General features: G+C 54.0%; 19 protein-coding genes. 16 read left to right on the top strand and 3 right to left on the bottom strand.

The window, feature by feature from the left end; all coding sequences use genetic code 11:
* Window positions 1–62: 62 nt before the first annotated feature.
* From prsT to EYS42_RS15055, 3 genes are all read right to left on the bottom strand, one after another.
* Entirely contained in the window at window positions 63–2,852 is a 2,790-nt protein-coding gene (gene prsT, locus EYS42_RS15065) for an XrtA/PEP-CTERM system TPR-repeat protein PrsT (RefSeq protein ID WP_130969022.1), read from the bottom strand.
* A 58-nt stretch (window positions 2,853–2,910) separates the two neighbouring features.
* Window positions 2,911–3,753 (bottom strand): PEP-CTERM sorting domain-containing protein, encoded by an 843-nt coding sequence (locus EYS42_RS15060; RefSeq protein ID WP_165456812.1) that lies wholly within the window; start codon window positions 3,751–3,753, stop codon window positions 2,911–2,913.
* A 166-nt stretch (window positions 3,754–3,919) separates the two neighbouring features.
* On the bottom strand, window positions 3,920–4,879 hold the full coding sequence (locus tag EYS42_RS15055; RefSeq protein ID WP_130969020.1) for a tyrosine recombinase XerC: 960 nt from the start codon (window positions 4,877–4,879) through the stop codon (window positions 3,920–3,922).
* Window positions 4,880–5,026: 147 nt separating this feature from the next.
* On the opposite strand from EYS42_RS15055, the gene EYS42_RS15050 reads away from it, so the two are divergent.
* From EYS42_RS15050 to EYS42_RS14975, 16 genes are all read left to right on the top strand, one after another.
* Window positions 5,027–5,248, top strand: coding sequence for a hypothetical protein (locus EYS42_RS15050; protein ID WP_130969019.1), 222 nt, complete (start codon window positions 5,027–5,029; stop codon window positions 5,246–5,248).
* A gap of 94 nt (window positions 5,249–5,342) precedes the next feature.
* Window positions 5,343–6,443, top strand: coding sequence for a nucleotidyltransferase family protein (locus EYS42_RS15045; protein ID WP_130969018.1), 1,101 nt, complete (start codon window positions 5,343–5,345; stop codon window positions 6,441–6,443).
* 246 nt (window positions 6,444–6,689) lie between these two features.
* Entirely contained in the window at window positions 6,690–8,525 is a 1,836-nt protein-coding gene (locus tag EYS42_RS15040; RefSeq protein ID WP_245503661.1) for a DUF1800 domain-containing protein, read from the top strand.
* A 14-nt stretch (window positions 8,526–8,539) separates the two neighbouring features.
* Complete coding sequence (locus tag EYS42_RS15035) at window positions 8,540–10,015, top strand: DUF1501 domain-containing protein (protein WP_130969017.1); 1,476 nt, start codon at window positions 8,540–8,542, stop codon at window positions 10,013–10,015.
* 142 nt (window positions 10,016–10,157) lie between these two features.
* Window positions 10,158–11,036: an exosortase B gene (gene xrtB / locus EYS42_RS15030; RefSeq protein WP_130969016.1), complete on the top strand. Its 879-nt coding sequence runs from the start codon at window positions 10,158–10,160 to the stop codon at window positions 11,034–11,036.
* Window positions 11,030–12,457: a chain length determinant protein EpsF gene (gene epsF / locus EYS42_RS15025; protein WP_130969015.1), complete on the top strand. Its 1,428-nt coding sequence runs from the start codon at window positions 11,030–11,032 to the stop codon at window positions 12,455–12,457. The genes xrtB and epsF overlap by 7 nt, the downstream gene beginning before the upstream one ends.
* A 6-nt stretch (window positions 12,458–12,463) precedes the next feature.
* Complete coding sequence (locus EYS42_RS15020; protein ID WP_130969014.1) at window positions 12,464–13,300, top strand: polysaccharide biosynthesis tyrosine autokinase; 837 nt, start codon at window positions 12,464–12,466, stop codon at window positions 13,298–13,300.
* Between the two features lie 7 nt (window positions 13,301–13,307).
* Window positions 13,308–13,985 (top strand): exosortase C-terminal domain/associated protein EpsI, encoded by a 678-nt coding sequence (locus EYS42_RS15015; protein ID WP_130969013.1) that lies wholly within the window; start codon window positions 13,308–13,310, stop codon window positions 13,983–13,985.
* A gap of 10 nt (window positions 13,986–13,995) precedes the next feature.
* Window positions 13,996–14,439: a glycosyltransferase family protein gene (locus tag EYS42_RS15010; RefSeq protein ID WP_130969012.1), complete on the top strand. Its 444-nt coding sequence runs from the start codon at window positions 13,996–13,998 to the stop codon at window positions 14,437–14,439.
* Entirely contained in the window at window positions 14,436–14,924 is a 489-nt protein-coding gene (locus EYS42_RS15005) for a glycosyltransferase (protein WP_130969011.1), read from the top strand. Before EYS42_RS15010 ends, EYS42_RS15005 begins: the two co-directional genes overlap by 4 nt.
* 7 nt (window positions 14,925–14,931) lie before the next feature.
* Complete coding sequence (locus tag EYS42_RS15000) at window positions 14,932–16,404, top strand: oligosaccharide flippase family protein (protein ID WP_130969010.1); 1,473 nt, start codon at window positions 14,932–14,934, stop codon at window positions 16,402–16,404.
* A gap of 5 nt (window positions 16,405–16,409) precedes the next feature.
* Complete coding sequence (locus EYS42_RS14995) at window positions 16,410–17,807, top strand: O-antigen ligase family protein (RefSeq protein ID WP_130969009.1); 1,398 nt, start codon at window positions 16,410–16,412, stop codon at window positions 17,805–17,807.
* Window positions 17,808–17,818: 11 nt separating this feature from the next.
* On the top strand, window positions 17,819–18,733 hold the full coding sequence (locus EYS42_RS14990) for a glycosyltransferase family 2 protein (protein WP_165456811.1): 915 nt from the start codon (window positions 17,819–17,821) through the stop codon (window positions 18,731–18,733).
* A gap of 2 nt (window positions 18,734–18,735) precedes the next feature.
* Window positions 18,736–19,836: a glycosyltransferase family 4 protein gene (locus tag EYS42_RS14985; protein WP_130969007.1), complete on the top strand. Its 1,101-nt coding sequence runs from the start codon at window positions 18,736–18,738 to the stop codon at window positions 19,834–19,836.
* Window positions 19,833–20,882: a glycosyltransferase family 4 protein gene (locus EYS42_RS14980; RefSeq protein ID WP_130969006.1), complete on the top strand. Its 1,050-nt coding sequence runs from the start codon at window positions 19,833–19,835 to the stop codon at window positions 20,880–20,882. Before EYS42_RS14985 ends, EYS42_RS14980 begins: the two co-directional genes overlap by 4 nt.
* A gap of 146 nt (window positions 20,883–21,028) precedes the next feature.
* On the top strand, window positions 21,029–21,910 hold the full coding sequence (locus EYS42_RS14975) for a glycoside hydrolase family 5 protein (RefSeq protein WP_165456810.1): 882 nt from the start codon (window positions 21,029–21,031) through the stop codon (window positions 21,908–21,910).
* Window positions 21,911–21,930 lie beyond the last annotated feature (20 nt).

Genomic DNA, 21,930 nt, shown 5'->3' with positions numbered 1-21,930 from the left:
CTGGCGCCTGAGGCGCCAGGCTTGCAGTCAACCCGCCACCCTTCACAGGCTGGCGGGTTTTTTCAGCCGCCGCGCAAGCTGGCCAGCAACTGCCGGGCTTCGGCCTGGCCGGCAAACGGCTTGGCCACCACCTCTTGCAGCACCTTGGTGGCCTTGGGCTTGTCGCCAGCCATCAGGTGAATGCGGGCCAGGTTCAGGCCCAGCGCGCCTGACTCGGGCATCAAGGTCATGGCGCGGGTTTGCGTCTTGATGGCCTCGTCAAAACGCTTCTCGGTGGCGTAGGCCATGGCCAAGGTGTCCATCAACACCGCGTTGTCGGGCGAAAACACCATGGCCCGCTCGGCATAGGCCACACCACCGGGCTTGCGCTGCTGCGTCATCAGCCAGGCCATGTTGTTCAGCACGTCCACGTTGCGGGGCTGCTGCAGGTGCACCTTGCGCAGCAGGGCTTCCGCTGCCGCATAGTTTTTGCGGTCGATCTCGGTGCCCGCCAGGCGCAACATGAAGGCGGTGTCTTTCGGGTGGCGCGACAACCATTGCGCCACCATCTTGTCGACCTCGGCTTTGCGCTCCTGCTGGCTCAACAGCGCGTACAGGCGCTGCGCCGCTTCGGTGCCATTGCGCTTGTCCATGGCCAGTCGCCAGGCTTTCTCGGCCAGGCCGGCATCGCCTTCCAGCAGGTGCACCTCGCCCTCGATCAGGTAGCCCGCGGCTTCCTCCGGGTGGGCCGACTGCAGGTCGCGCGCAGCGGCCAAGGCCTGGTCAAAACGCTTGGCCCGTGCCGCCAGGCCTGCCACCATGCGCAGCACGGGCAGGGCTTCGGGCGCCACCTTGCGTGCTTTGGCTGCCGCCTCGGTGGCCGCTGCCAGCCGGCCCTGGCTCAGCTGGATCTCGGCCACCCGCAGCCAGGGCTCGGGTGAGCGTGGCAACAGCTGCGCCAGCTTCGTGTAGGTGGTGGCAGCCTGCTGGGCCTGTGCCGCACCCAGCTGGGCCTTGCCCAGCAGCTCCAGCAAACCGGTGTCGTCAGGGCGGTGCGTCAGGCCACTTTGGGCCGCTGCAGCCGCAGCCGTGAACTTCTGCTGCTTCAGCCACAGCTCTACCAGCAACTCGGTGGGGCCCCGCTGGTCGGGGTGGGTCTGCACGGCACGTTCCAGCAGGCGCGCGGCCTCTGCCATGCCGCCGGGCTTGCGTTCGTGCACCTCGGCCATCGCCATCAGGGCCAGCAGGTGGTCAGGTTCGCGTTCCAGCAGTTTGGCAAAGCGCTCGAGCGCCTTGTCGGGCTGGTTGTCGGCCATGTCGATCCCGGCCAGCCCTGCAATGGCTGGATAGTGCGCCGGGTCAAGCGCCAATGCCGCCTCGTAGTGCTTGCGTGCACCCGCCACGTCGCGCTGTTTCAGGGCCACACGGCCCGCCAGCTCGTGGGGGAAGGGGTCTTGCGGCGCCTTGCGCGCCATCTCGGCCAGGGTGGCTTGGGCCGCTTCCACCTGGCCCTTGGCCAGGCGCGCGCTCACCAGCATCAGCTGGGCGCCGTGGTCGGCCTGGGTGTTCACCACGGCCTGCAGCTCGTTCAAGGCGTCGTCGGTCAGGTTCTTGCGTATGCCGCTCACGGCGGCTGCGTTGGCCAGCTCCTGGCTGCCCGGGTACAGCTTGGCGGCCTGTGCGAACCAGGCGTCGGCCTCTTGGGCTGCGCCCTGCAGCAAGGCGGCGCGCGCAGCCAGCAACAAGGCCTGTTCAGGCGGTTGTTCGCCCTGCAGCAGTGGGCGCAGCACATGCGTGGCCTTGGCCGCCTGCCCACCGGCCAGGTGGGCCTGGGCCAGCATCAGGCGCGGCACCGGGGCGGTGGGTGCCAGGGCCACGGCCTTGCCCAGCAGGCTTTCGGCGCGTGCCGGGGCCTTCAGCTTCAGCTCCACGGCCGCGGCCAGTTGCAGCAGGCCCAGGTTCTGGTCGCCAGTGCGCAACAGGGGCACGGTCAGTTCGCGGGCGCGCCGCGCGTCGCCGCTGGCGAAGGCCACCTTGGCTTCATGGAAGCGGGTTTGCGGGTTGTCGGGCAGGGCCTTGTTCATGGCCTCCCAGCGTGTTTTGGCGGCGGCCACGTCATTGCGAGACAGCTCCAGCACCACCAAGGCCGCATGGGCCGACACCGAATCGGGTTTCAGCTTCAGCGCCTTTTCAAAGGCCGCCACCGCTTCGGCGGCCTGCCCTTTGGCCGCCTGCAGCTGCCCCTGAATGGTCCATGCCTGCACATTGCTGGCGTCACGGCGCAGCACGGCCTGCAAAATCTCGAAGGCTTCTTTGTCGCGCTGGTCGGCCGCGTGCAGGCTGGCCAGCAGCAACAGTGCTGGCACGTGCTCGGGCTTGCGCTCAAGGGCCTTGTTCACCTCGGCGGTGGCCTTGCCAAACTCGCCGCGGTTGCGCAGCGCGGTGGCCAAGGTGGTGCGCAGCGCCGCGTCGGCATCGGGGCTGGCCAGTTGCCGCCCGCCCAGCGTGTTCAGCAACTCGGCGTGTTTTTGCTGTGCCAACAGGGCCCGTGCCAACTGCGGCACCACCACGTCGTCGGGCTGGCCGGCTTGCAGTGCCCGCTTCAGCTCCACCTCGGCACCCACAGGGTCACCTGATTCCAGCAAGGCCTGGCCCAACAGGCTGCGCAGCGCGGGCAGTTGGCCCGAGGCGGCCTGGTCATTGGCCATCAGGTTCTTGATCTCGATGGCCGCTGCAGCAGGCTCGCCGGCTTCCATGCGTGCCTTGGCCGCGGCCATCACGGCCTGCGGGTCTTGCGTGCCCGAGCACGCGGTGAGCAATGCGCAGCAAGCCGCCGCCACCTGGTGACGAAAGTGGTGGGTCAACCGGTTCATGGGCAGAAATGGCAATGCCGAGGCCCAAAGGCCTCGGCTGTACAGGGCACCGGGCCGATCAGGCCTGGTGTTGCTTGCGGCGGCGTGCGGCTGCGGCCACCGAGCCGGTCAGGGCCAGGCCCACCAGCGCCAGGCTGGCCGGTTCAGGCACGGGGTTGCCTCCACCGGCCACGGCACAAATGATGGCCTCCAGTTGTGACTCGACCGTCACGTCGGTCAGGGGGCCCGACACATAACCACCGCCCGTGTTGCCGTAGGTGATGCCACCTGCGGTGCCGCCCACGGCCATGGCCTGGAACAGCGGGCCCACGGCGGGTGTGGTGGGGTCATCGGCCACCCAGCCAAACAGGAACACGCCTGCGGCAATGGCGGCGTCGTTGGCGGCCTTGGCCGCGGTGTAGTCGGAAGTGTTGACGGGTTCGCCATTCACGGTGCCTTCGTCACCGATGGTCACCACGGCCTTGTAGTAGTTCTGCGAACCCACGGCGTCGTTGTTCCACTCGTAGTACTGGATCAGGTCCTGCACCACCAGGCCGTTGTCTTCGGTGTCATCGAAGCGGGGCAGCAGGCTTCCGTTGCGGGCATTGACGTAGTCGTAAGCGTCTTCGTTGAACAAGCTACCGCTGGTCCAGCGGTTGGCAAAGAACCGTGCGCGCACGTAGCAATCGCTCGTGGGGCAGTTCAGGTTGGTGATCACCTGTTGCGCCTTGGCGCCGATGGACGCGATGTCGTCGCTCATGCTGCCACTGGTGTCGATGGCAAACACGATGTCGACGATGCTGGTGGCGGTGGCCTGGCTGGTGGCGTCACCGCCGATCAGCAGGGCGGCCTGGGCCGTGGGCACGGACAGCATGCCTGCGGCCGACAGCGTCAAAGCTGTCAGTGCTTTCTTGAAAATCATGAGGGGCTCCTGGGTTGATACTGCGTTGCGGACATACATCCGCCACTCAATTAGCAAATAGCGAGCCACGAAAAAACAACAATCAAATCAACAACTTATGATTGATTGTGTGCAATATGTCCGGAAAAGTGTCAATTGCCTCGACACTTTCCCTCTGGTTTTTCAGCTATTTTTTACGGCCAGCGCGCGGGTGGGCGGCGTCGTACACCTTGGCCAGGTGCTGGAAATCAAGCCGCGTGTACACCTGCGTGGTGGTGATGTGGGCGTGCCCCAGTAGCTCTTGCACACCCCGCAGGTCACCGCTTGACTGCAGCAGGTGGCTGGCAAAGCTGTGTCGCAGCATGTGGGGGTGCACGTGGCTGGGCACCCCAGCCTGCACCGCAATGGCCTTGAGCCGGTTGCGCAACTGCACCGCGGTCAGGCGGCGGCCCAGGCGGCTCACGAACAGGGCGGGCTCGCAACCCTGTGCGGGCACCTGTTCGCGCACCACCAGCCAGGCTTTCACGGCCGCCAGTGCCTGCTGCCCCACCGGCACCACCCGGCGCTTGTGGCCCTTGCCCAGCACATGAGCCTCCGCGCCATGCAGGTCCAGCCAGCCCGCGGCCTCGGGGCTGGCCGCGCAGTCCAGGCCCAGCAATTCGGCGTTGCGCAGCCCGCAGCCGTACAGCAGTTCCACCATGGCCAGGTCGCGCGCCGCCAGCCAGGGTGCCTCCCTCAGGCCGCGGGTGTCGGTGGGCTGCACGGGCAAGGGCAGGGCGGCGGTGTCGGCCAGGGCCATGGCCTGGTCCACCCCCAAGGCTTTGGGCAGGGGTTTGGGTGCCTTGGGCGCTTTCACGCTTTGCACCGGGTTGGCGGCCACCTCACCTGCGCGGGCCAGCCAGGCAAAAAACCCGCGCCAAGCCGCCAGGTGAATGGCGATGCTGCGGGGCCCCAGGCCCCTGGCGTGCAGCTTGCTTACCCACTGGCGCACGTGGTGCGCACGCGTGTCGGCCCAGGCCATGGGGCCCTGCAGGTGCACCAATTCGTGCAACGCGCTGGTGTACAGCGCCACGGTGCGCGCCGCCAGGCGCCGCTGGGTGCTCAAAGCCAGCAGGTAGTCGGCAACGCGTGGGTTCATGGCCAGCATTGTGTGCCGTGTTTGTGTGGCGGTTGTGTGGCGGTTGTGTGGCGGGGTGGCAGCACGTGGCCCGCTCAAGCCCACCACATGCGGGATGTGCAAGCCAGGCGCCTCACGCTAACCTGCGTTTCAAACACGAAGGGAGAGGGAGTTTTCATGTCACAGAAGTACCGCATCACCTTTGCATTGTTCGGCGCCCTGCTGTTGCTGGGTGCTTTGGTTGGCCAAACGGCCTCGGTGCCAGCGTCTCTGCCGGCGTCGCAATTGGCCACGGCCCTGCACGCTGCGCTCAAGGGCGCCATGCCTGACTCTGAGTTGCTCAATCTGGGCCTGGCCTGCTTGGGCATGGCCGGTTTGCTGCTGTCCAAAAAATACTGAGCGCTGAACAGCGCACGCCAGCGCAGCACAGCGGCCTTCGGGCCGCTTTCGTTTTGCATTCAAGTCCCCCCCATTCAAAAACAGCTGAGGAACCATGGCCAAAGCAATGATCCTGGCCGCCGGCCAAGGCACCCGCGTCCGCCCGCTCACCAAACTCACGCCCAAGCCCATGGTGCCCATTTTGGGCAAACCGGTGCTTGAGTACATCATCGAGCACCTGGCCCGTCATGGCGTCACCGACATCATGATCAACGTGGCCTTCAAGCACTGGAAGATCGAAAACTACTTCGGTGACGGCCACCGCTGGGGCGTCAACATCGGCTACTCGTACGAAGGCGTCATGGAGCACGGCGAGATCACGCCCAAGCCCGTGGGCTCGGCCGGTGGCATGAAAAAAATCCAGCAGTTCAGCGGGTTCTTTGACGAGACCACCGTGGTGCTGTGCGGTGACGCCATCATTGACCTTGACCTGACTGCCGCCCTGCAACAACACAAGGCCCAGCAGGCCCTGGCCAGCGTGGTCACGCTGGAAGTGCCGCTGGAGCAGGTGCAGAACTATGGCGTGGTGGTGTCTGAGCCCTCGGGTCGCATCACCTCGTTCCAGGAAAAGCCCAAGCCCGAGGCCGCCTTGTCGCGCCAGGCCAGCACCGGCATCTACATTTTTGAACCACAGGTGCTTGAGCTGGTGCCCGCCGGCGTTGAATACGACATCGGTGGCCAGCTGTTCCCGCAACTGGTGGCCGCGCAACTGCCGTTTTACGCGCAGCAGCATCAGTTCAACTGGATCGACATTGGCCGCGTGACCGACTACTGGGCCGTGCAGCAGCAGGTGCTCAAAGGCGAAGTGGCCCAAATGCACATGCCGGGCCGCCAGGTTCGCCCGGGTGTGTGGGTTGGCCTGAACACCCGTATTGCCCCTGACGCCCACATTGAAGGCCCTGTGTACATTGGCTCGGGCACCGAGGTGGAGGCGGGCGCCAAGATTGTGGGCCCCGCCTGGATCGGCCATGGCTGCAAGCTGCGCGCGCGCAGCGAAGTGGTGCGCAGTGTGCTGTTTGAATACACCCGCCTCAGTGCAGGCGAGCGCTTCCATGAAGTGATCGCCTCGCCCCAATACTGTGTTGACCGCCACGGCCGCACCACCTACCCCGGTGACGACACCACCTTGCTGCATTGGGGCGACGCCCGGGCCTGAAACTGTGCTGCCACCCCCCTGAACAGGGGTTGTGCGGGCTGGGCAGCCAAGGGCGCACAGTGTACAAAACGAGCTTGTGCGCTGTGACAAACATCACGCTGCGCACCCCCTTGTTACGGGTTGCAAGCTGTGTAAGCAGGCGCCCTGAAACTGTGTCGGCAGGTGTGAAGCGGGCATTTCGCACTCCACGCTCGGCCTGCTGTCGCCCCATCATGGGCCCCTGTCTGCTTTGATGCTGTTGTTGCCATGTTGCGCGCCTTGATTCGACTGCCTTCGGCCCTGGCCTTGAGCCTGGGCACCGCCGCCATGCTGAGCCTGGTGGGTTGCGGCGGTGGCGCTGGTGACCAGGCCGCGGCCCCTCCCAAGGCCCCCACCACGGTGGTGCCACAGCCTGGCAGCCTGGCCACCATCGAGGCGCGCCAGGTGCGCGTGGGCCCCAGCACCGACCCTGAGGCCGCTCGCTTCCTGACCCAGGCCACTTTTGGCCCCACGCCGGCCACGGTGGCCGAGCTGCGCTCCATGGGTTACGAAGCTTGGGTGAACCAGCAACTGGCTTTGCAGCCCAGCCAGACACACCGGGCCTATTGGCTGGCGCGTGACGCTGAGCTCAAGGCCAACAACGCCAACGAAAGCGCGCAGCCGGTTGATTTCAACCACAGCTTCTGGCGGCACGCCCTGCAGGGGCAAGACCAGCTGCGCCAGCGCGTGGCCTTTGCACTGAGCCAGATCTTTGTGGTGTCGAGCATGGACGGCTGCGGCGCTGACAACTCACGCGGGCTGGCCCACTACTACGACACCCTGGCCGCCAACGCGTTTGGCAGCTACCGCACCCTGCTGGAGGCCGTGGCCCGCCACCCCGTGATGGGCTGCTACCTGTCGCACCTGCGCAATCAAAAAGAAAACGCCACCACCGGCCGCGTGCCTGATGAAAACTTTGCGCGCGAGGTGATGCAGCTGTTTTCGATCGGCCTGTACCAGCTCAACGCCAACGGCACACCCAAGCGAAACAGCATGGGCCAGGAACTGGAAAGCTACACCTCGGCCGACGTGGCTGGCCTGGCCAAGGTGTTCACGGGCCTCAGCTACGACTGCCCCAACAAGCCCTCTGATTCGTGCTTCTTGTACGGCAGCCACAGTGGCAACAAGTACGACGACCGCGGGGCCCGCCCCATGGTGGCCTACCCCCAGTTCCATTCCACCGCAGCCAAAAGCTTCCTGGGCGTCACGGTGCCGGCCCAAACCGCGGCCGACCCCGAAGCCAGCCTGGCTGCAGCCCTGAACCAGCTGGCCACGGTGCACCCCAATGTGGGCCCTTTCATTGGCAAACAGCTGATCCAGCGGCTGGTCACCAGCAACCCTTCTGAGGCGTATGTGCTGCGTGTCACGCAGGCCTTTGAGGCCTCGGGCCGCAACCTGGGCGCCATGGTGCGCGCCGTGCTGCTTGACCCCGAAGCCCGTGACCTGGCCGTGCTGGAAGACGACCCCTACTTCGGCAAGGCCCGTGAGCCGGTGCTCAAGCTCAGCGCCTTTTTGCGCGCGGTGGGCACCAGCTCAGACACCGGTCGCTTTTTGATCGACCACACCGACAACGCTGGCAGTGCCCTGGGGCAGTCGCCCTTGCGTGCCCTGTCGGTGTTCAACTTCTACCGCCCGGGTTACATGCACGCCGGCGGTGAGGCGGCCAAGGTGGGCCTGGTGGCGCCTGAGCTGCAACTGGCCAACGAAACCAGTGCGGCGGGCTATGTCAATTACATGATGGACGTGGTGCGTTACGGCGCCGGCCGGTCGGGCTACAACTGGGCTGCATCGCGCCGCGACGTGCAGCCCAGCTACGCGCTGGATGCGCAAAGCCCCTGGCTGTTGGCCGCCAACAAGGCTGATGCCTCCCAGCTGCTGGCCCTGATCGACCAGCGCCTGTTTTATGGCGCCATGCCGGCCAACCTGAAGGCCGAAATCAAAACCGCGGTGGAAGGCATTCGCCTCAAGGCCACGCCCAGCACGGCCGATACCGAAACCAAAACCCGCTTGTGGTCGGCCCTTTTGCTGGCCGTGGCTTCGCCTGAGTTCCAGGTGCAGCGCTGAAAAAGGGCCTTGCCATGCTGAACCGTCGTCATTTCTTGCAGCAGTCTGCCGCGTGGGGCTCGCTGCTGGCTGTGGGCCATTCGGCCGCCCAAACCGCGACCGACTACAAGGCCCTGGTGTGCATTTTCCTGGCCGGTGGCAATGATTCATTCAACACCGTGCTGGCCACTGATTCGGCCTCGTGGGCCGCTTACACGGCCACGCGCAACCAGGCGCCCACGCCCATCAACCTGCTGCCTGCTGGCACGGCGCCCAATGCCAGTGCGGCCGTGGGCAGCCCTGAATGGTTGGGCGGCGTGTTGCCCTTGAGCCCTTCGGTGCCGGTGGCGGGCCGCAGCTTTGCACTGCACCCCAAGCTGGGGCAGTTGCAGCGCTTGTTCAACACCGAGCGGCGCCTGGCCGTGGTGGCCAATGTGGGGCCCCTGTTGCAGCCCTTGACCAAGGCTGACTACCAAACCAACCGCCTGCCCGTGCCGGCCAAGCTGTTTTCGCACAACGACCAGCAAAACATGTGGCAGGCCCTGGGCACCGAAGGGGTCACCCAAGGTTGGGGCGGCCGCCTGCTGGACAGCTTTGTGCCCGCCAGCCAGCAGCCCAACCTGTACGCCAGCATTTCGGTGGCGGGCAATGCGGTGTTCAACAGCGGCGCCCGGGTGCGGCAGTTCCAAATGGCGCCCACCGGGGCCATTGCACTGGGTGGCAACGCCAACTGGGTGTACGGGCAAACCGGCGTGGCCGCAGCCCTGCGCAAAATTGCCAGCAATGGCTTGAACACGGGCACAGCCCGCCAAAGCCATGTGCTGATGGCTGACCTGGGTGGCGTGGCGCAGCGCGCCATGGTGTCTGAAAGCACCATTTCGGCAGCCCTGGCCGCCACGCCCACGTCAGACACCCGGGTGGGCCCTGACACCCGCCTGCAAATGCAAGACCTTGATGGCAAAACCATCGAGAACCCCCTGGCCCGCCAGCTGCAGGCCGTGGCCCGCCTGGTGGCGGCCCGCAGCACCTTGGGCGTGGGCCGCCAGGTGTTTTTTGTGCAAATGGGTGGTTTTGACACGCACGACGGGCAAAACAAGCGCCATGCCGAGCTGATGGCCCGGCTGGACCACGCCCTGGCCTATTTCGACACCGCCCTGGAAGACCTGCGTGTGCGCAACAACGTGACCGCCTTCACGGCCTCAGACTTTGGGCGCACCTTCACCAGCAACGGTGACGGCACCGACCACGGCTGGGGCTCGCACCAGTTTGTGCTGGGCGGTGCGGTGCGCGGCGGGCGCCTGTATGGCACCTTCCCGGTGCTGGCCACCAAAAACGCCAACAACAACCAGTTTGACGGCAGCCCTGACCAGCTGGCCAACGGCGTGTTGCTGCCCAGCACCTCGCTGGACCAATACGGCTACACCCTGGCCCAGTGGTTCCAGGCCAGCAATGCCGGTGCCGTGTTTGCCAACGCCAGCAACTTCAGCAGCGCCAACCTGGGCTTTGTTTGATGACAGGCGCCTGACAACCCACCCCCTTAGTGGGGTGCGGTGTGGTGGCGCACACTCAAGTTGATGGATACCCTCGGTTCCAGGGCTGCCAGGGTGGAACTTGTCTTGCATGATGTAGACCTACGCACGGGAGACAAACGTCATGACTGCGACAACCGGTGAACCAACTGCGCCAAAGATGCTGTCGATAACGACGGTATTGGTTGCAGTCACTTATGTACTGTTCTTCGCACCAACCTATTACGAGCTTGACACAACTGTTTGGAACGTTGTTGGCCAAGGGCACGGGCCAATAATGTTGCTTTTGGCAGTTTGGCTCGCATATCAACGTATAGAACGCTACTCTGCTATTACGCCCGGCAAAGAACAGCCTGCATTGGGTTTGTTGGTCTTTTTCTTGGGCGTAATTTTAAAAATATCAGCTGACTTCTTAGAAGTAATATCAATTGAGGTTGGCTCTCAGATTTTGATACTGTCAGGAGTAATCCTGCTGTTCAAGGGGTGGCAGGGCGTAAAGGTAATGGCAGCCCCATTGCTATTCTTGATTTTTGTTGTGCCCCTTCCAGGGACATTAATAGACGCATTAACCGCACCTCTCAAGCTTGCAGTATCTGTTGTTTCAAGCGAGATACTCTACCAAGCAGGCTATCCTGTTGGGCGAGCAGGCGTAACGTTGACAGTTGGGCCCTACAAGTTGCTCGTAGCAGATGCATGTGCAGGAATAAACTCAGTTTTCGCACTTGAAGCAGTAGGGGTGTTCTATCTTAGCTTAATGCAGTACAAGAATAAATTTAGGAACTTAGCCCTTGCAATAGCAATATTGCCGATATCTTTTGTATCCAATGTGACAAGAGTGATGGCCTTGACTTTGATCACTTATTATTATGGGGATGAGGTAGGCCAGGGATTTGTTCACTCATTTGCTGGCGTATTTCTTTTTGTGATTGCGACAGTGCTAACCATAGCAGTTGACTATGCCCTTGGTAAAGTTCCAACCCTGAAGGGAAGAAAAGAGTGTTGACTAACATAGTAAAGATCTTGTCAGCAAGATGGAAGCCCGGCTTACTAACATTTTTGCTGGTAATTACCCTGGTGGGGGTTATTACGATAGTTGTACCCAAGAAGTTTACATCAACTGCAACGGTTCTTGTGGACTTGAAAAATAGCGATCCGCTGCAAGGGCAGATATTGCCCGCGATGTTAAGCGCAGCATACATGGCGACGCAGGTTGATATTATTAAGAGCGAGCGTGTCGCCATAAAAGCTGTGCGCAATTTGAAATTGGATGAATATCAGCCTCTTAAAGAACAGTGGAGAGCTGAAACTGATGGCGCCGTGCCGTACGAGAGTTGGCTGACTACACTATTTCAAAGAAAGCTAGAAGTTATTCCTTCACGTGAATCAAGTGTACTAAATATCTCATACTCAGCATCCGATCCACAATTTGCCGCCGCGCTATGCAATGCGTTCCTCGCTGCGTATGTAGAGGTCTCGCTTGAATTAAGGACAGAGCCTGCAAAAAATTACGGGCAATGGTTTGAGCTTCAGGCGGCACAGGCTAGGGCTCGATTGGAGAAGGCGCAGAATGAACTGAGTAGTTTTCAGCAGAAAAACGGAATTGTTGGCACAGCAGAAAGAATTGACATTGAGGTAAACAGGCTTTCAGAGCTCAACGGCCAGCTTGTACAAGTTCAAGCGCTATCTGCGGACGCAAAGAGCAGAAAAGATCAGGGGAACGAAAACTCCCCTGAGGTGCTTGGTAATGCAGTGGTTGCAAGTTTGAAAACGGAACTTTCACGGCAGGAGTCGAAGCTTAAAGAGCTAGCGACTACATTGGGACCAGAGCATCCACAGGTTAAAACTTCACAAGAGAGCATTAAAGAACTGAGAGATCGATTGAGCTCTGAGGTTCGCAGAGTGGCTGGTAGTCTGGCTGTCAATAGCGCAATTAGCAATCAGCGCGAAGCTACACTGCGTGAGTCCATCGAGCTACAAAAGAACAAATTGGCCGAGTTGAAGCAGGTAAAGGATCAGGCCGCATTACTAGAGCGTGATGTAGAAAGTGCTCAACGTGCGTACGATAGCCTTTTAGCTAGGCAATCAATCACAGATGTGGAATCAAAAATCAATCAGACGAATATTTCAGTGCTTAGAAAAGCTAGCCCGTCACCGGAGCCGTCTTTCCCCAATCCAGTTTTGAATGCGTTGGTGGGGGCCTTCCTGGCGGTTTTTGCGTCAGCTGCTGTAATTGTTCTAGCTGAAGCGAACGATCGGAGGGTTCGTTCAGAAGAAGATCTAAATGTTGTAGGCTTGTCTCTTTTGACAACGATAGGAATTGCTAATCAAAGGTCTTTGGCGGTCAGCGAACTTGACCGAGAACGCCCTGTCGGTGCGTTGGGTAGAGCCAAAGTCATGCTTCTTGGTTTGAGTAATAAGGACTAAATAGTCATGAGCGGGAAAACCATAGGTGGAATCATTGCCGATTTAAAAGATCTTCAGGATAACGATATTAGGCAAATCATCGACTATCAGCAGACTCAAAACGTTAAATTTGGCGAAGCTGCTGTCGCACTTGGATATGCAAAAAAAGAGGATGTACTTTGGGCCTTATCTCAGCAGTTTGATTACCCTTACACGCAACAATCAGAAGGAGTTAACAAGTCACTGGTTGTTGCATCAAATCCCTTCTGTGAAGAATCAGAGTCGTTTCGGGATCTGCGCACACAAGTCATACAAAAGACGGTAGGGGATAAATCGATAAAACCACGAATTGGTATTTTCAGTAATAATCGCGGCGACGGGAAGACATACACCGCATCAAATCTAGCGCTTTCCATTGCTCAACTTGATCTTAAAGTTGCGGTTTTAGATTGCAATTTGCGAGCACCGAGTATTGGCGAAGTCTTTGATGTTCAGGTTACTCACGGGCTAAGCACAACGCTAGCTTCGTTCAAATCGGATGTATCCGTTTTCCGCCCTTTAGCTTCCTTTCAATCACTATTTGTATTGCCTGTAGGCGTCGTACCACCAAACCCAGTTGAGTTACTCCAAAAACCCAATTTTAAATTGTTGATGGAGGAGCTTTCCATGAAGTTTGACTATGTCATAGTAGACACCCCCGCGATGACGGAGGGCGCAGACAGCCAGATTATTGCGGGATTGTGCACTCATGGAGTTATTGTTTGTCGTGATGGTCAGTCGAAGCTAAAAACAACTCTGAGAATTAAAGATATTCTGGATCGAAGCAATGCAGAGGTTATCGGTGCGGTACTAAATAAAAGGTAACTCTAAAATGAAGCGGAGAGCTTTTGTAATTACTGGTACCTTGGCCGCGGCCTCAGCAGTACCATTATTTTTGCCACACCCAAAGCTCTTAGCTGATGAGCTTGGTGATTTGAAGCTTGAAGAAGCAGTACCTAATGAGTTTGGTACTTGGAGAAGAGTAAGCAATCAGCAGCCGTTTATTTTACCAGATGATCAAGCGACTCTATTAAAGAGGATATATACAGATAACCTTTCTCTCACGTACGAGAACGAGCGTTCAGAAGTGGTAATGCTTACTCTAGCTTACGGAAGAAAGCAGACTGACAGTGTTTCTGTCCATCATCCGGAAGTATGCTATTCCGCCCAAGGTTTCAGCGTTACTAAAGTTGAGTACGAAGAACTTATTCTGGAAGGTAAACCGCTTCCAGTTCGTAAGCTCACAGCAAGGTTGTCCGAAAGAGTCGAGCCCATTACTTACTGGGTCACCATAGGAGAAATGGTGGCTTCATCTAAAAATCAAGAAAGAATTATTAGAGCAAAATATAAGTACACAGGCTTTGTGCCAGACGGACTGCTGGTTCGTGTCTCAAATATAGTCAGCGTCCAAGGTAGGGCTGCTGATCTAATTCATCTAGATTTTATTTTGGGGCTTTACAAAGTATTGCCACCGAGAGTAAGAAACCGGTTTTTCGGAATAGGTAGATAAGGCATTTGCTATGAAAGTATTGATGATCGCCTCCCAAGGAGGGCATTGGATACAGCTAAATAGACTTCTACCCGCTTTTGAATCACATGAACTTGTATTTGTATCGACCAATCCTAGTTACGCAAGTGACGTAACCGCAGGTCGTTTTTTTACTGTGGCTGATGCAAACCTAGACCAGAAGCGTCGTCTTATCTTGGTCTTTTGTCAGTTATTCATTCTCTTTCACAAGGTTCGGCCAGACGTGGTAGTCACAACAGGCGCAGCGCCAGGCTTGATCGGCTTAATCAATGGACGTATTTTTCGCGCCAAGACTATCTGGGTTGATTCAATAGCTAATTCTGAAGAACTATCTACATCGGGCCGTGTTGCTCGATTTTTTAGTGACGTGTGGTTGACACAGTGGAAAGAGCTTTCCCATGAACGCGGCCCAAGTTATTGGGGGAGCGTTTTATGATTTTTCTAACTGTGGGCACGCAATTGGGATTTGACCGGCTTGTGAAAGCTATGGATGAGTGGGCTTCTGGTCACAGCGATATTCGAATCTTTGGCCAGATTGGGCCTGGTCGATACAAACCTCGACATTTCGAATACGCTCGATTCGTAACTCCTCAAGAAACAAGAGATTTGACACGTGGATCTAAGCTCATTGTCGCCCATGCTGGAATTGGTTCAATTGTTACGGCTCTCTCAGAAGAGCGGCAAATCCTCGTGATGCCAAGGTTGGCGGAACGAGGAGAGCACCGAAACGACCATCAGCTAGCGACAGCAAGAAAATTCGTAGGACGGCAAGGCGTTACCGTTGCTTTTGATGAAAAAGCTTTGAAGCATGAGCTTGAAAGCTTTTTGCTTTCTGATAATGTGAAGCCGAAAATTTCTCGATTTGCAGACGAAGAGCTTTTGAATAACATAAGGTCATATCTGGCACATATAGAAAAGTAGAATTTCGATGGCAAGCACAGAAACCGCGCTTAAGTCTGGATTTTTGTTCACAGCAATAAGATACGCACTGCAGATTGGAAGCCAAATTGCAATGGCGCGCTTGCTGGGACCCGAGGAGTTCGGATTGTATGCTGTTGCGTTAGTGATAATAAACTTGTCGTTATTTGTAACGGAAATGGGCTTCGGTTGGACAATTATCAATAAGAGCTCGATTTCTGAAGAAGAGATACGCTTTGTCTCATCTGTACAGATTTTAATTGGCTTTCTTGTCGGAATATTGCTTGCCTATTATGCAGAAAATCTTTCTGCTTTCTACGACAAACCAGGGGCAACACTTGCGATTCAGTTGCTAGCCATATCGGTTCCTATTTGTGCTGCATCGGTGGTCGGGCACAGCATGCTAGTTCGAAAGCTACAGGTTGGTCTGGCGACCCGGATCCAAGCCGAGAGCTATTTTGTTGGATATGTCTTGATCGGCGTGCCATTAGCCGCCCTGACAAAGAGTTTCCTTGCTTTAGTTGTATCTTGGATAGCTCAATCCATTTGGAGGCTTTATAGAATTCAGATTCAAAGCCCCGTCTCGTTCCGTATTAATCTAAATTTGGACGGAGCCAGTTTTTTCGTCAAATCTGCAATGAGTGTATTCGCAGCAAATATCGTAAATTGGACATTGTTCAACTTTGATCGTCTGCTAATAGCGAAAGTTCAGTCAACTTCCGTTGTTGCTGCTTACACCGTAGCATTTAATTTGTCTAACACTCCTGCTGGCATGTTAACAAGCGTGCTGCAACCCACGTTGTTGTCATCTGGGGCTAAGCATAGCCTTAAGGCTGATCTGCGGCGCTCTTACACCGAGGCATGGTCTGTTTGCGCAACAGTTTTGTTGCCTTGTTTTGCTTTTTTATCAAGCTGCGCAAGCGAAATTATAGAGCTACTATATGGATCCAGATGGAGGATTGCTGAGCCATTGTTGGAGGTGCTTCTTTTGTTTCCTCCAGTATATGCACTTTGGGCTATATCCACGCCTATTCTTTGGAATATCGGGAAAAATAGACTTGAGCCGATAGTTCAAATCCCGTTGGTACTTATTGCATTACCGCTTTTCTACATTGCAAGTTCGTTCGGTGCTAGCTCGCTTGCATGGGCATTTTTGGCAGTATGTTGTTTACGGGCTTTAGTCCTTGGAACTACAGCATCAATTCAACTCGGGTCAAATTTGGGAAAAATGCTAACAGTAACAGCTGTGGGCATAGCGCTCGGTTTATTCGTCTATTTCCTGTCGAATTGTATTGAACTTTTGGCTATAAAGCCTACTTGGTTATTGTTGATGGCGAAAGTCGTTGGTGTTATGACAGCAATCTTCATTGTGTCTTGGTTATTTCCCGCTCTTTTGCCACAAGCCTCTTGGAAATTCATTTCATCTATTCTTCCGTCAGGTTTGAAAAATACCTGGCTAATTAATAAGTGGCTTGCCCGGTGAAGATAATGGAAATCTATCCGATTCTACTTTACGGGTCAATTGGCGCCATATTGGCATTTGGTTTGATTATTGCTGCGTTGTCGGCTTCTAGATTTGAATCACATGGTTTGTCGTTGCCGATTCGATATGCATTGCCCCTGATCATCGCTGCTCTTGCTATAAGCGTTCTTTCGTCCAATAGGGATCTTGCTGAGGCGCGTCAATTGCTTACTACAGGCCAGGTTAAAGGCATTGTCGCTTCAAATGCAACACGCATTGTTTCTCTATTCATCCTAGTCGTCGGCTTGTCATCTATCTGCAGGAGTCTTTTTGAGGAAACTAGAATTGACAAGGGAGGAAAGTTATTAATTGGATCATTTTTAGCATATTGGGTCGGAGCAGTATTCATACCCATGCTTTTTTCATCTCATCCAGATCCATCCCATGAGTATTTCTACCTGGCAATACTCGGTACCGCATTGTTGCTGCAAGATGAGGCCGGTACAAAAAAGTCGCTGTTGTTGATTCGCGATGCTTTGTTTGTTTTTTGCGTTTTTAGTCTTGTTATTGCAGCGATAAAGCCATCCATGGCGCTGGATCTTGAATATTCTCAGGGACTAATACCAAGTCTGCCGCGATTCGCCGGTTTATCTCAGCATGCAATTTCAATGGGTGCTTTTGCATACGTTTTACTAGCCTTTGCCATTGGGATGCCCTATAGAAAAACAGGCGTAAATATCATAGCCGTTTTCGTGTCCGTACTTATTATATTCTGGTCGCAGTCAAAGGTTATCTGGATTTGCTCATTAGTTTCTTTCTGTTCTTATTACCTCACGGCTACTTTGGCTCCAAATATTCGACAGGCGTTGTTCGGTGGGTCATTAAACCGAAAATTTGTTTTGAATAGAGACTTGGCTCTTCTGGTTACCTCCGTACTTTCGGCTGGATTAATTGCTATTTTTTTAGATACATCCTCCATCCTTCAGAAGTTTCTTATATCAGATGTGGCCGGAAATCTGTCATCTCTAACCGGCCGTGATCTGATTTGGAAGGTGGCACTCGATGAATGGAGTCTTAGCCCATTGTTTGGATACGGACTGGGCGTCTTCGAAATTGATCATAGATTAGTTATAGGGTTGCCGCATGCAACTCATGGCCACAACCAATTGATCGATGTACTAGCTAGAAGTGGGCTTGTAGGAATGGCTGGATTTTTGCTTCATTTATTTGTGCTAGCGAGAATTACATGGTCTGTTTTGCCGCTCGCCCCCCTCGGCTATTTTTTGCTTACCTTACTTGTGAGCCTCTCAATTAGCGAAGTTCCGTTCAATATAGCTCGACATGGTGCGTCGGTCATCCCTTTCGTTTCATTCTTATTATTCCTTCGGTGGTCTATATTTAAGGTTGAGGCAGATCTCAAATGATATCAATCGTGATGCCTGCGTACAACCGGCAGGCTTGTATTGGAAGTTCTATTGATTCCGTGCTTACGCAAACTTTCAGCGATTTTGAGCTTTTAGTTATTGATGATGGCTCCACTGATGGCACAGGTAAAATAGTTGAATCGTATTCTGATAAAAGAATCAGATATTACAGAATTGAAAACTCGGGTGTTTCGGTAGCTAGAAATTTTGGCATCAATGTATCTTCAGGTGACTTGATTTTCTTTTTGGATTCTGACGACTGTTGGCACTCAAGATACTTAGAACTACAGCTTGATGCCTTTCATCGACATCCCAGTGCTTCTTGGGCCGCAACGGGCTATTTTTCAGTTGATACCAAGTTTTTTCCATTGCCAGATTGGGATGTAATAGAGGAAAAACAGTCCTTTCTTGTGTCCGACCTCCCAAAGTTCTGGATCGTCGACGGCGGATTTCTTACAAGTTGCGTTGGCGTGAGGCGGTCAGTATTGGCTTCTCTTCAATATCACTTTCCTCCGGGCGAGAGTGTCGGCGAGGATATGGATCTTTGGTTGCGACTCGGTGAAATATCGAGTTTGGTTTTTACCCCTACCAAACTGATGGCATATAGAACCGATGGACATGACAGCATTACAAAGAATGCCAAGGTTAACGCGAATCTATTGCCATATTTGATTCGACTCAAAGCCAGATACGATAGAGGTAATGTCCCTCAGAGAATAAAGGTTTCAACGCGTTTATTTATTAACCACCAGATTATTTCCCAAGGTCGGAGATTGCTATGTTTAGGTCGACGTCTTGACGCGGTCAAAGTAATGTGCAATGCACCAGATGCCTTCTTGCAGCGGCGAGGTTTTGTGACATTGTTTCTTTTTCTTCTTACCCCGAAACTTGTCCGTGAATTCGTCGCACGAAGAAAGTCGAGCTAACCATGTTAAAAGTAATGCTCTTTGCGCCGCATTTTGCTGAGTATTCTCTTAGCTTTGCAATTGAGCTAGCAGAACATTGTGACGTCTGCCTGGTTTTAAACGACGAAAATCTGAGAAACGAGGTTGCCCACTTACATGAACTGAAGCTTCCGCCTCGGCTCAAAGTAATATCCTTTCCGCACAATCGATCGATTAAGTGTCTTGTTAGTAACGCTCTTCTATATTTAAAAGCATATTTAGATTTTCGACCCGACGTTGTTCATCTTCAAGAGGAGCCGAAAGACTATTTAGTTTTGGCTCTTATGTTTATGAGGTCAAAGATTGTTCTGACAGTTCATGACCCAAAGCCCCATGCGGGGGAAGATCTAAGAAAGCAGCGCTTCTCTAGATACCGGTTGTATAGATCCTATTTAAGGTTAAGAGCAGGCGCTATTATTGTTCACGGTGAACGGATGAGGGAGTTATGTTCGAAGGTCGCTCTGTTATCAAAAAAGAGAATTTTTAGCGCACCACACGGCCCGCTTGGGATAATAATTCCGTTTCAATCTACTGCCAAAAATGTAATCGGACGCTGTCTCTTCTTTGGTAGAATTCAGGAGTATAAAGGGCTTGATTTCTTTATCAAAGCCATTGAAATGCTAAATCATCGAGGTTGTCACGTAGTTGGTGTAATTGCTGGCCGTGGTCCAGATTTGGCGCGTTGTGCTAAGTTTATTGATAATCCCAATTCATTCGTTATTAACGAGAGGTATCTTTCTAGTTGTGAAGTGCTGCAGGAGTTTCAACTCGCAGATGTAGTTGTACTGCCATACACCGAGGCCACTCAAAGTGGTGTGGCAGCATACGCGTTGGGCCGTGGCAAACCGATCGTTTCAACGGATGTTGGATCCCTCTCTGATATGGTCGTCCATGGCGTTAATGGGCTACTCTGTCCTCCACGCAATGTTGAGGCTCTTGCCGACGCGATACAGAAACTAGTGGAGGATCGCTCATTAAATGAAGCAATGAGTGTCTCTTCTATTGAATTGGCGAGGGGCCCTATGTCATGGGCAACTGCTGTAGATGTGAGCAAGCAGGCTTACTTTGAGGTAATTTCTTCATGATTGTAGTTGTTGGCACGAGTTCACGTGGCGGAATTAAATCTGTTATTGATAGTTACGTCAGCTGTGGGCTGTATGCCCCACATGACTATTTGATACTAGAAACCCATGGCGAGTATTCTGTTTACAAGAGAGTATTTGTATTCCTTCGTGTGCTACTAATGTTGACGAAGTTGCTGATTAGTCGTCGTGTGAGTTTGCTCCATGCACATTCAGCCATGCGGGGCAGTTTTTGGAGAAAAGCGATATTAATTGTTTTGTGCAAAAGCTTCCGTGTACCTGTTGTGCTTCATCTGCACGGTTCGGAATTTAAGGTATTTTATTCTAAGCTGGGTTGCCTTTTTAAGTCTCTAGTTTCCTATGTTTTTAGGCTATCCGATCAGGTATGGGTCCTATCTAATTCTTGGCAGGAGTTTGTATTAAAGGTTTCCCCAAAAGCTGACGTCAGGGTGATTCCTAACTTTGTGGTTAATTCTAAGTCGTGTTGCTCTTCTGTAGTCGGAGAGAAATCGCACATCAATGTTCTGTTTCTTGGTTATGTTGGTGATAGGAAAGGTATTTTTGATTTGATCAAGGCAGCCCAACAGCTTCCTGTCAAAGAGCATTTTAAGTTTTTTGTTGGGGGCAATGGTGATATCGAGCGTGCAATAGCTTTTGCGAAGGACTGTGGTGTTTCTCAGTCGTTTAATTTTCTTGGTTGGGTCGACGGCACAAAAAAGGAGGCATTGCTGAAATCGGCCGATATATTTGTTTTGCCATCCCATAATGAAGGGCTGCCGGTAAGCTTACTTGAGGCAATGTCATATAAGGTTCCAGTCATTTCCACAACCGTTGGTGGAATTCCTGAGCTCTTACTTGACGGCGGTGCGGGTCTCTTGGTTCCTCCAGGTCGGCCCGATCTTCTGTCTGTTTCACTTATCGATTTGTCAGATTCCAATAAGAGGCAAATTATTGGGAATCTTGGCTATGAGCATTGGTTAAATCATTACTCACTTGACGCTGTTCGCCCCTTGATTTGTAAAAATCTTTCTGAATTGGTTAAAACGTGAGGAATTTAATTTTAATTTTCTTCGCTCTTCTCTGTTTTTCTTCAAATGCGGCTGATCCGTCTTGTTTGAAGGTTTCGGATTCGGCTTGTTCTGTTTATAACAACCTAGGACGAGGTGTAAACCTCGGTGCTGTGTTCGATCGGTCCGTGTACGGTGAGTTAGGTGTTAAGTATTCTCCAGAGTTGGAAAATGCGATACTTGATTTTGATTCAGTTCGTATTCCAGTAAAGTTCGGTTCTTTTGCATCAGTCGACGCAACAGCAAAGCTAGATCCTCTCTTTATGGAGCGTTTGGATCTTGTTGTAAATAGGTTGCTGAGTAAGAACAAGACGGTCATACTTTCCTTCTTTCATTACAGGCAGATTACAGGTGGCAAGCTTAACTTTGGTGAATCTGAGGTTGATGAGCTTGTTTTGGAGGAGCGTTTTGTTAATATATGGTCCCAATTGGCTGAACGTTACAAGGGGTACGGGAAAAAATTGGTGTTTGAGGTTTATAACGAACCTCATGGTCGCCTGTCGGGTTCGACATGGCGCAATCTTTTTGACAGAGGCTTGAAGAGAATTCGCTTAATTGACCCGCGACGGATCGTAATTTTTGGTGCAGACGATTGGTCTTCCATTGCTGGCCTTGAAGCAAGCAATCCCGTCGATGATGTCAATGTCATTTATACTGTGCATGTATATGATCCTTTCCTGTTTACTCACCAAGGCGCCTCTTGGGTAAAGCCTACCAGGCCTGTTGGTGTGTCTTGTTGTGACTATGCGCAAATAGCTTTGATTCGAAATAGAATTTTTCGGATCAGTCGATGGTCTAAAACATACGGGCGCCCCGTTTTTGTTGGTGAATTTGGTTCTATTAATATTGCTGATCATAAGTCTCGGATTGAATATACTTCCACTTTTGTTGCTTTGGCTCGTGAATACAGGATTCCTTGGTTTTATTGGCAAATAGCGAGCGACTTTGGTGTTTTTGATTTTAAAAGTTCAAAGTGGCTTCCTGGCTTTAGGGATGTTCTTCTTAGGTAAATTATTGATTACTATTTTTC

This window comes from Aquabacterium lacunae, assembly GCF_004310865.1.
Taxonomy (GTDB): Bacteria; Pseudomonadota; Gammaproteobacteria; order Burkholderiales; family Burkholderiaceae_C; genus Aquabacterium; species Aquabacterium lacunae.
The sequence above is the reverse complement of the archived record's forward strand: the minus strand, read 5'-3'. Positions and strand labels throughout refer to the sequence as shown.

Bases quoted from the DNA above. Each gene is read 5' to 3' on its own strand.
- prsT (WP_130969022.1), bottom strand. From the start codon at position 2,852: ATGAACCGGTTGACCCACCACTTTCGTCACCAGGTGGCGGCGGCTTGC.
- EYS42_RS15060 (WP_165456812.1), bottom strand. From the start codon at position 3,753: ATGATTTTCAAGAAAGCACTGACAGCTTTGACGCTGTCGGCCGCAGGC.
- EYS42_RS15055 (WP_130969020.1), bottom strand. From the start codon at position 4,879: ATGCTGGCCATGAACCCACGCGTTGCCGACTACCTGCTGGCTTTGAGC.
- EYS42_RS15050 (WP_130969019.1), top strand. From the start codon at position 5,027: ATGTCACAGAAGTACCGCATCACCTTTGCATTGTTCGGCGCCCTGCTG.
- EYS42_RS15045 (WP_130969018.1), top strand. From the start codon at position 5,343: ATGGCCAAAGCAATGATCCTGGCCGCCGGCCAAGGCACCCGCGTCCGC.
- EYS42_RS15040 (WP_245503661.1), top strand. From the start codon at position 6,690: ATGTTGCGCGCCTTGATTCGACTGCCTTCGGCCCTGGCCTTGAGCCTG.
- EYS42_RS15035 (WP_130969017.1), top strand. From the start codon at position 8,540: ATGCTGAACCGTCGTCATTTCTTGCAGCAGTCTGCCGCGTGGGGCTCG.
- xrtB (WP_130969016.1), top strand. From the start codon at position 10,158: ATGACTGCGACAACCGGTGAACCAACTGCGCCAAAGATGCTGTCGATA.
- EYS42_RS15020 (WP_130969014.1), top strand. From the start codon at position 12,464: ATGAGCGGGAAAACCATAGGTGGAATCATTGCCGATTTAAAAGATCTT.
- EYS42_RS15015 (WP_130969013.1), top strand. From the start codon at position 13,308: ATGAAGCGGAGAGCTTTTGTAATTACTGGTACCTTGGCCGCGGCCTCA.
- EYS42_RS15010 (WP_130969012.1), top strand. From the start codon at position 13,996: ATGAAAGTATTGATGATCGCCTCCCAAGGAGGGCATTGGATACAGCTA.
- EYS42_RS15005 (WP_130969011.1), top strand. From the start codon at position 14,436: ATGATTTTTCTAACTGTGGGCACGCAATTGGGATTTGACCGGCTTGTG.
- EYS42_RS15000 (WP_130969010.1), top strand. From the start codon at position 14,932: ATGGCAAGCACAGAAACCGCGCTTAAGTCTGGATTTTTGTTCACAGCA.
- EYS42_RS14995 (WP_130969009.1), top strand. From the start codon at position 16,410: ATGGAAATCTATCCGATTCTACTTTACGGGTCAATTGGCGCCATATTG.
- EYS42_RS14990 (WP_165456811.1), top strand. From the start codon at position 17,819: ATGCCTGCGTACAACCGGCAGGCTTGTATTGGAAGTTCTATTGATTCC.
- EYS42_RS14985 (WP_130969007.1), top strand. From the start codon at position 18,736: ATGTTAAAAGTAATGCTCTTTGCGCCGCATTTTGCTGAGTATTCTCTT.
- EYS42_RS14980 (WP_130969006.1), top strand. From the start codon at position 19,833: ATGATTGTAGTTGTTGGCACGAGTTCACGTGGCGGAATTAAATCTGTT.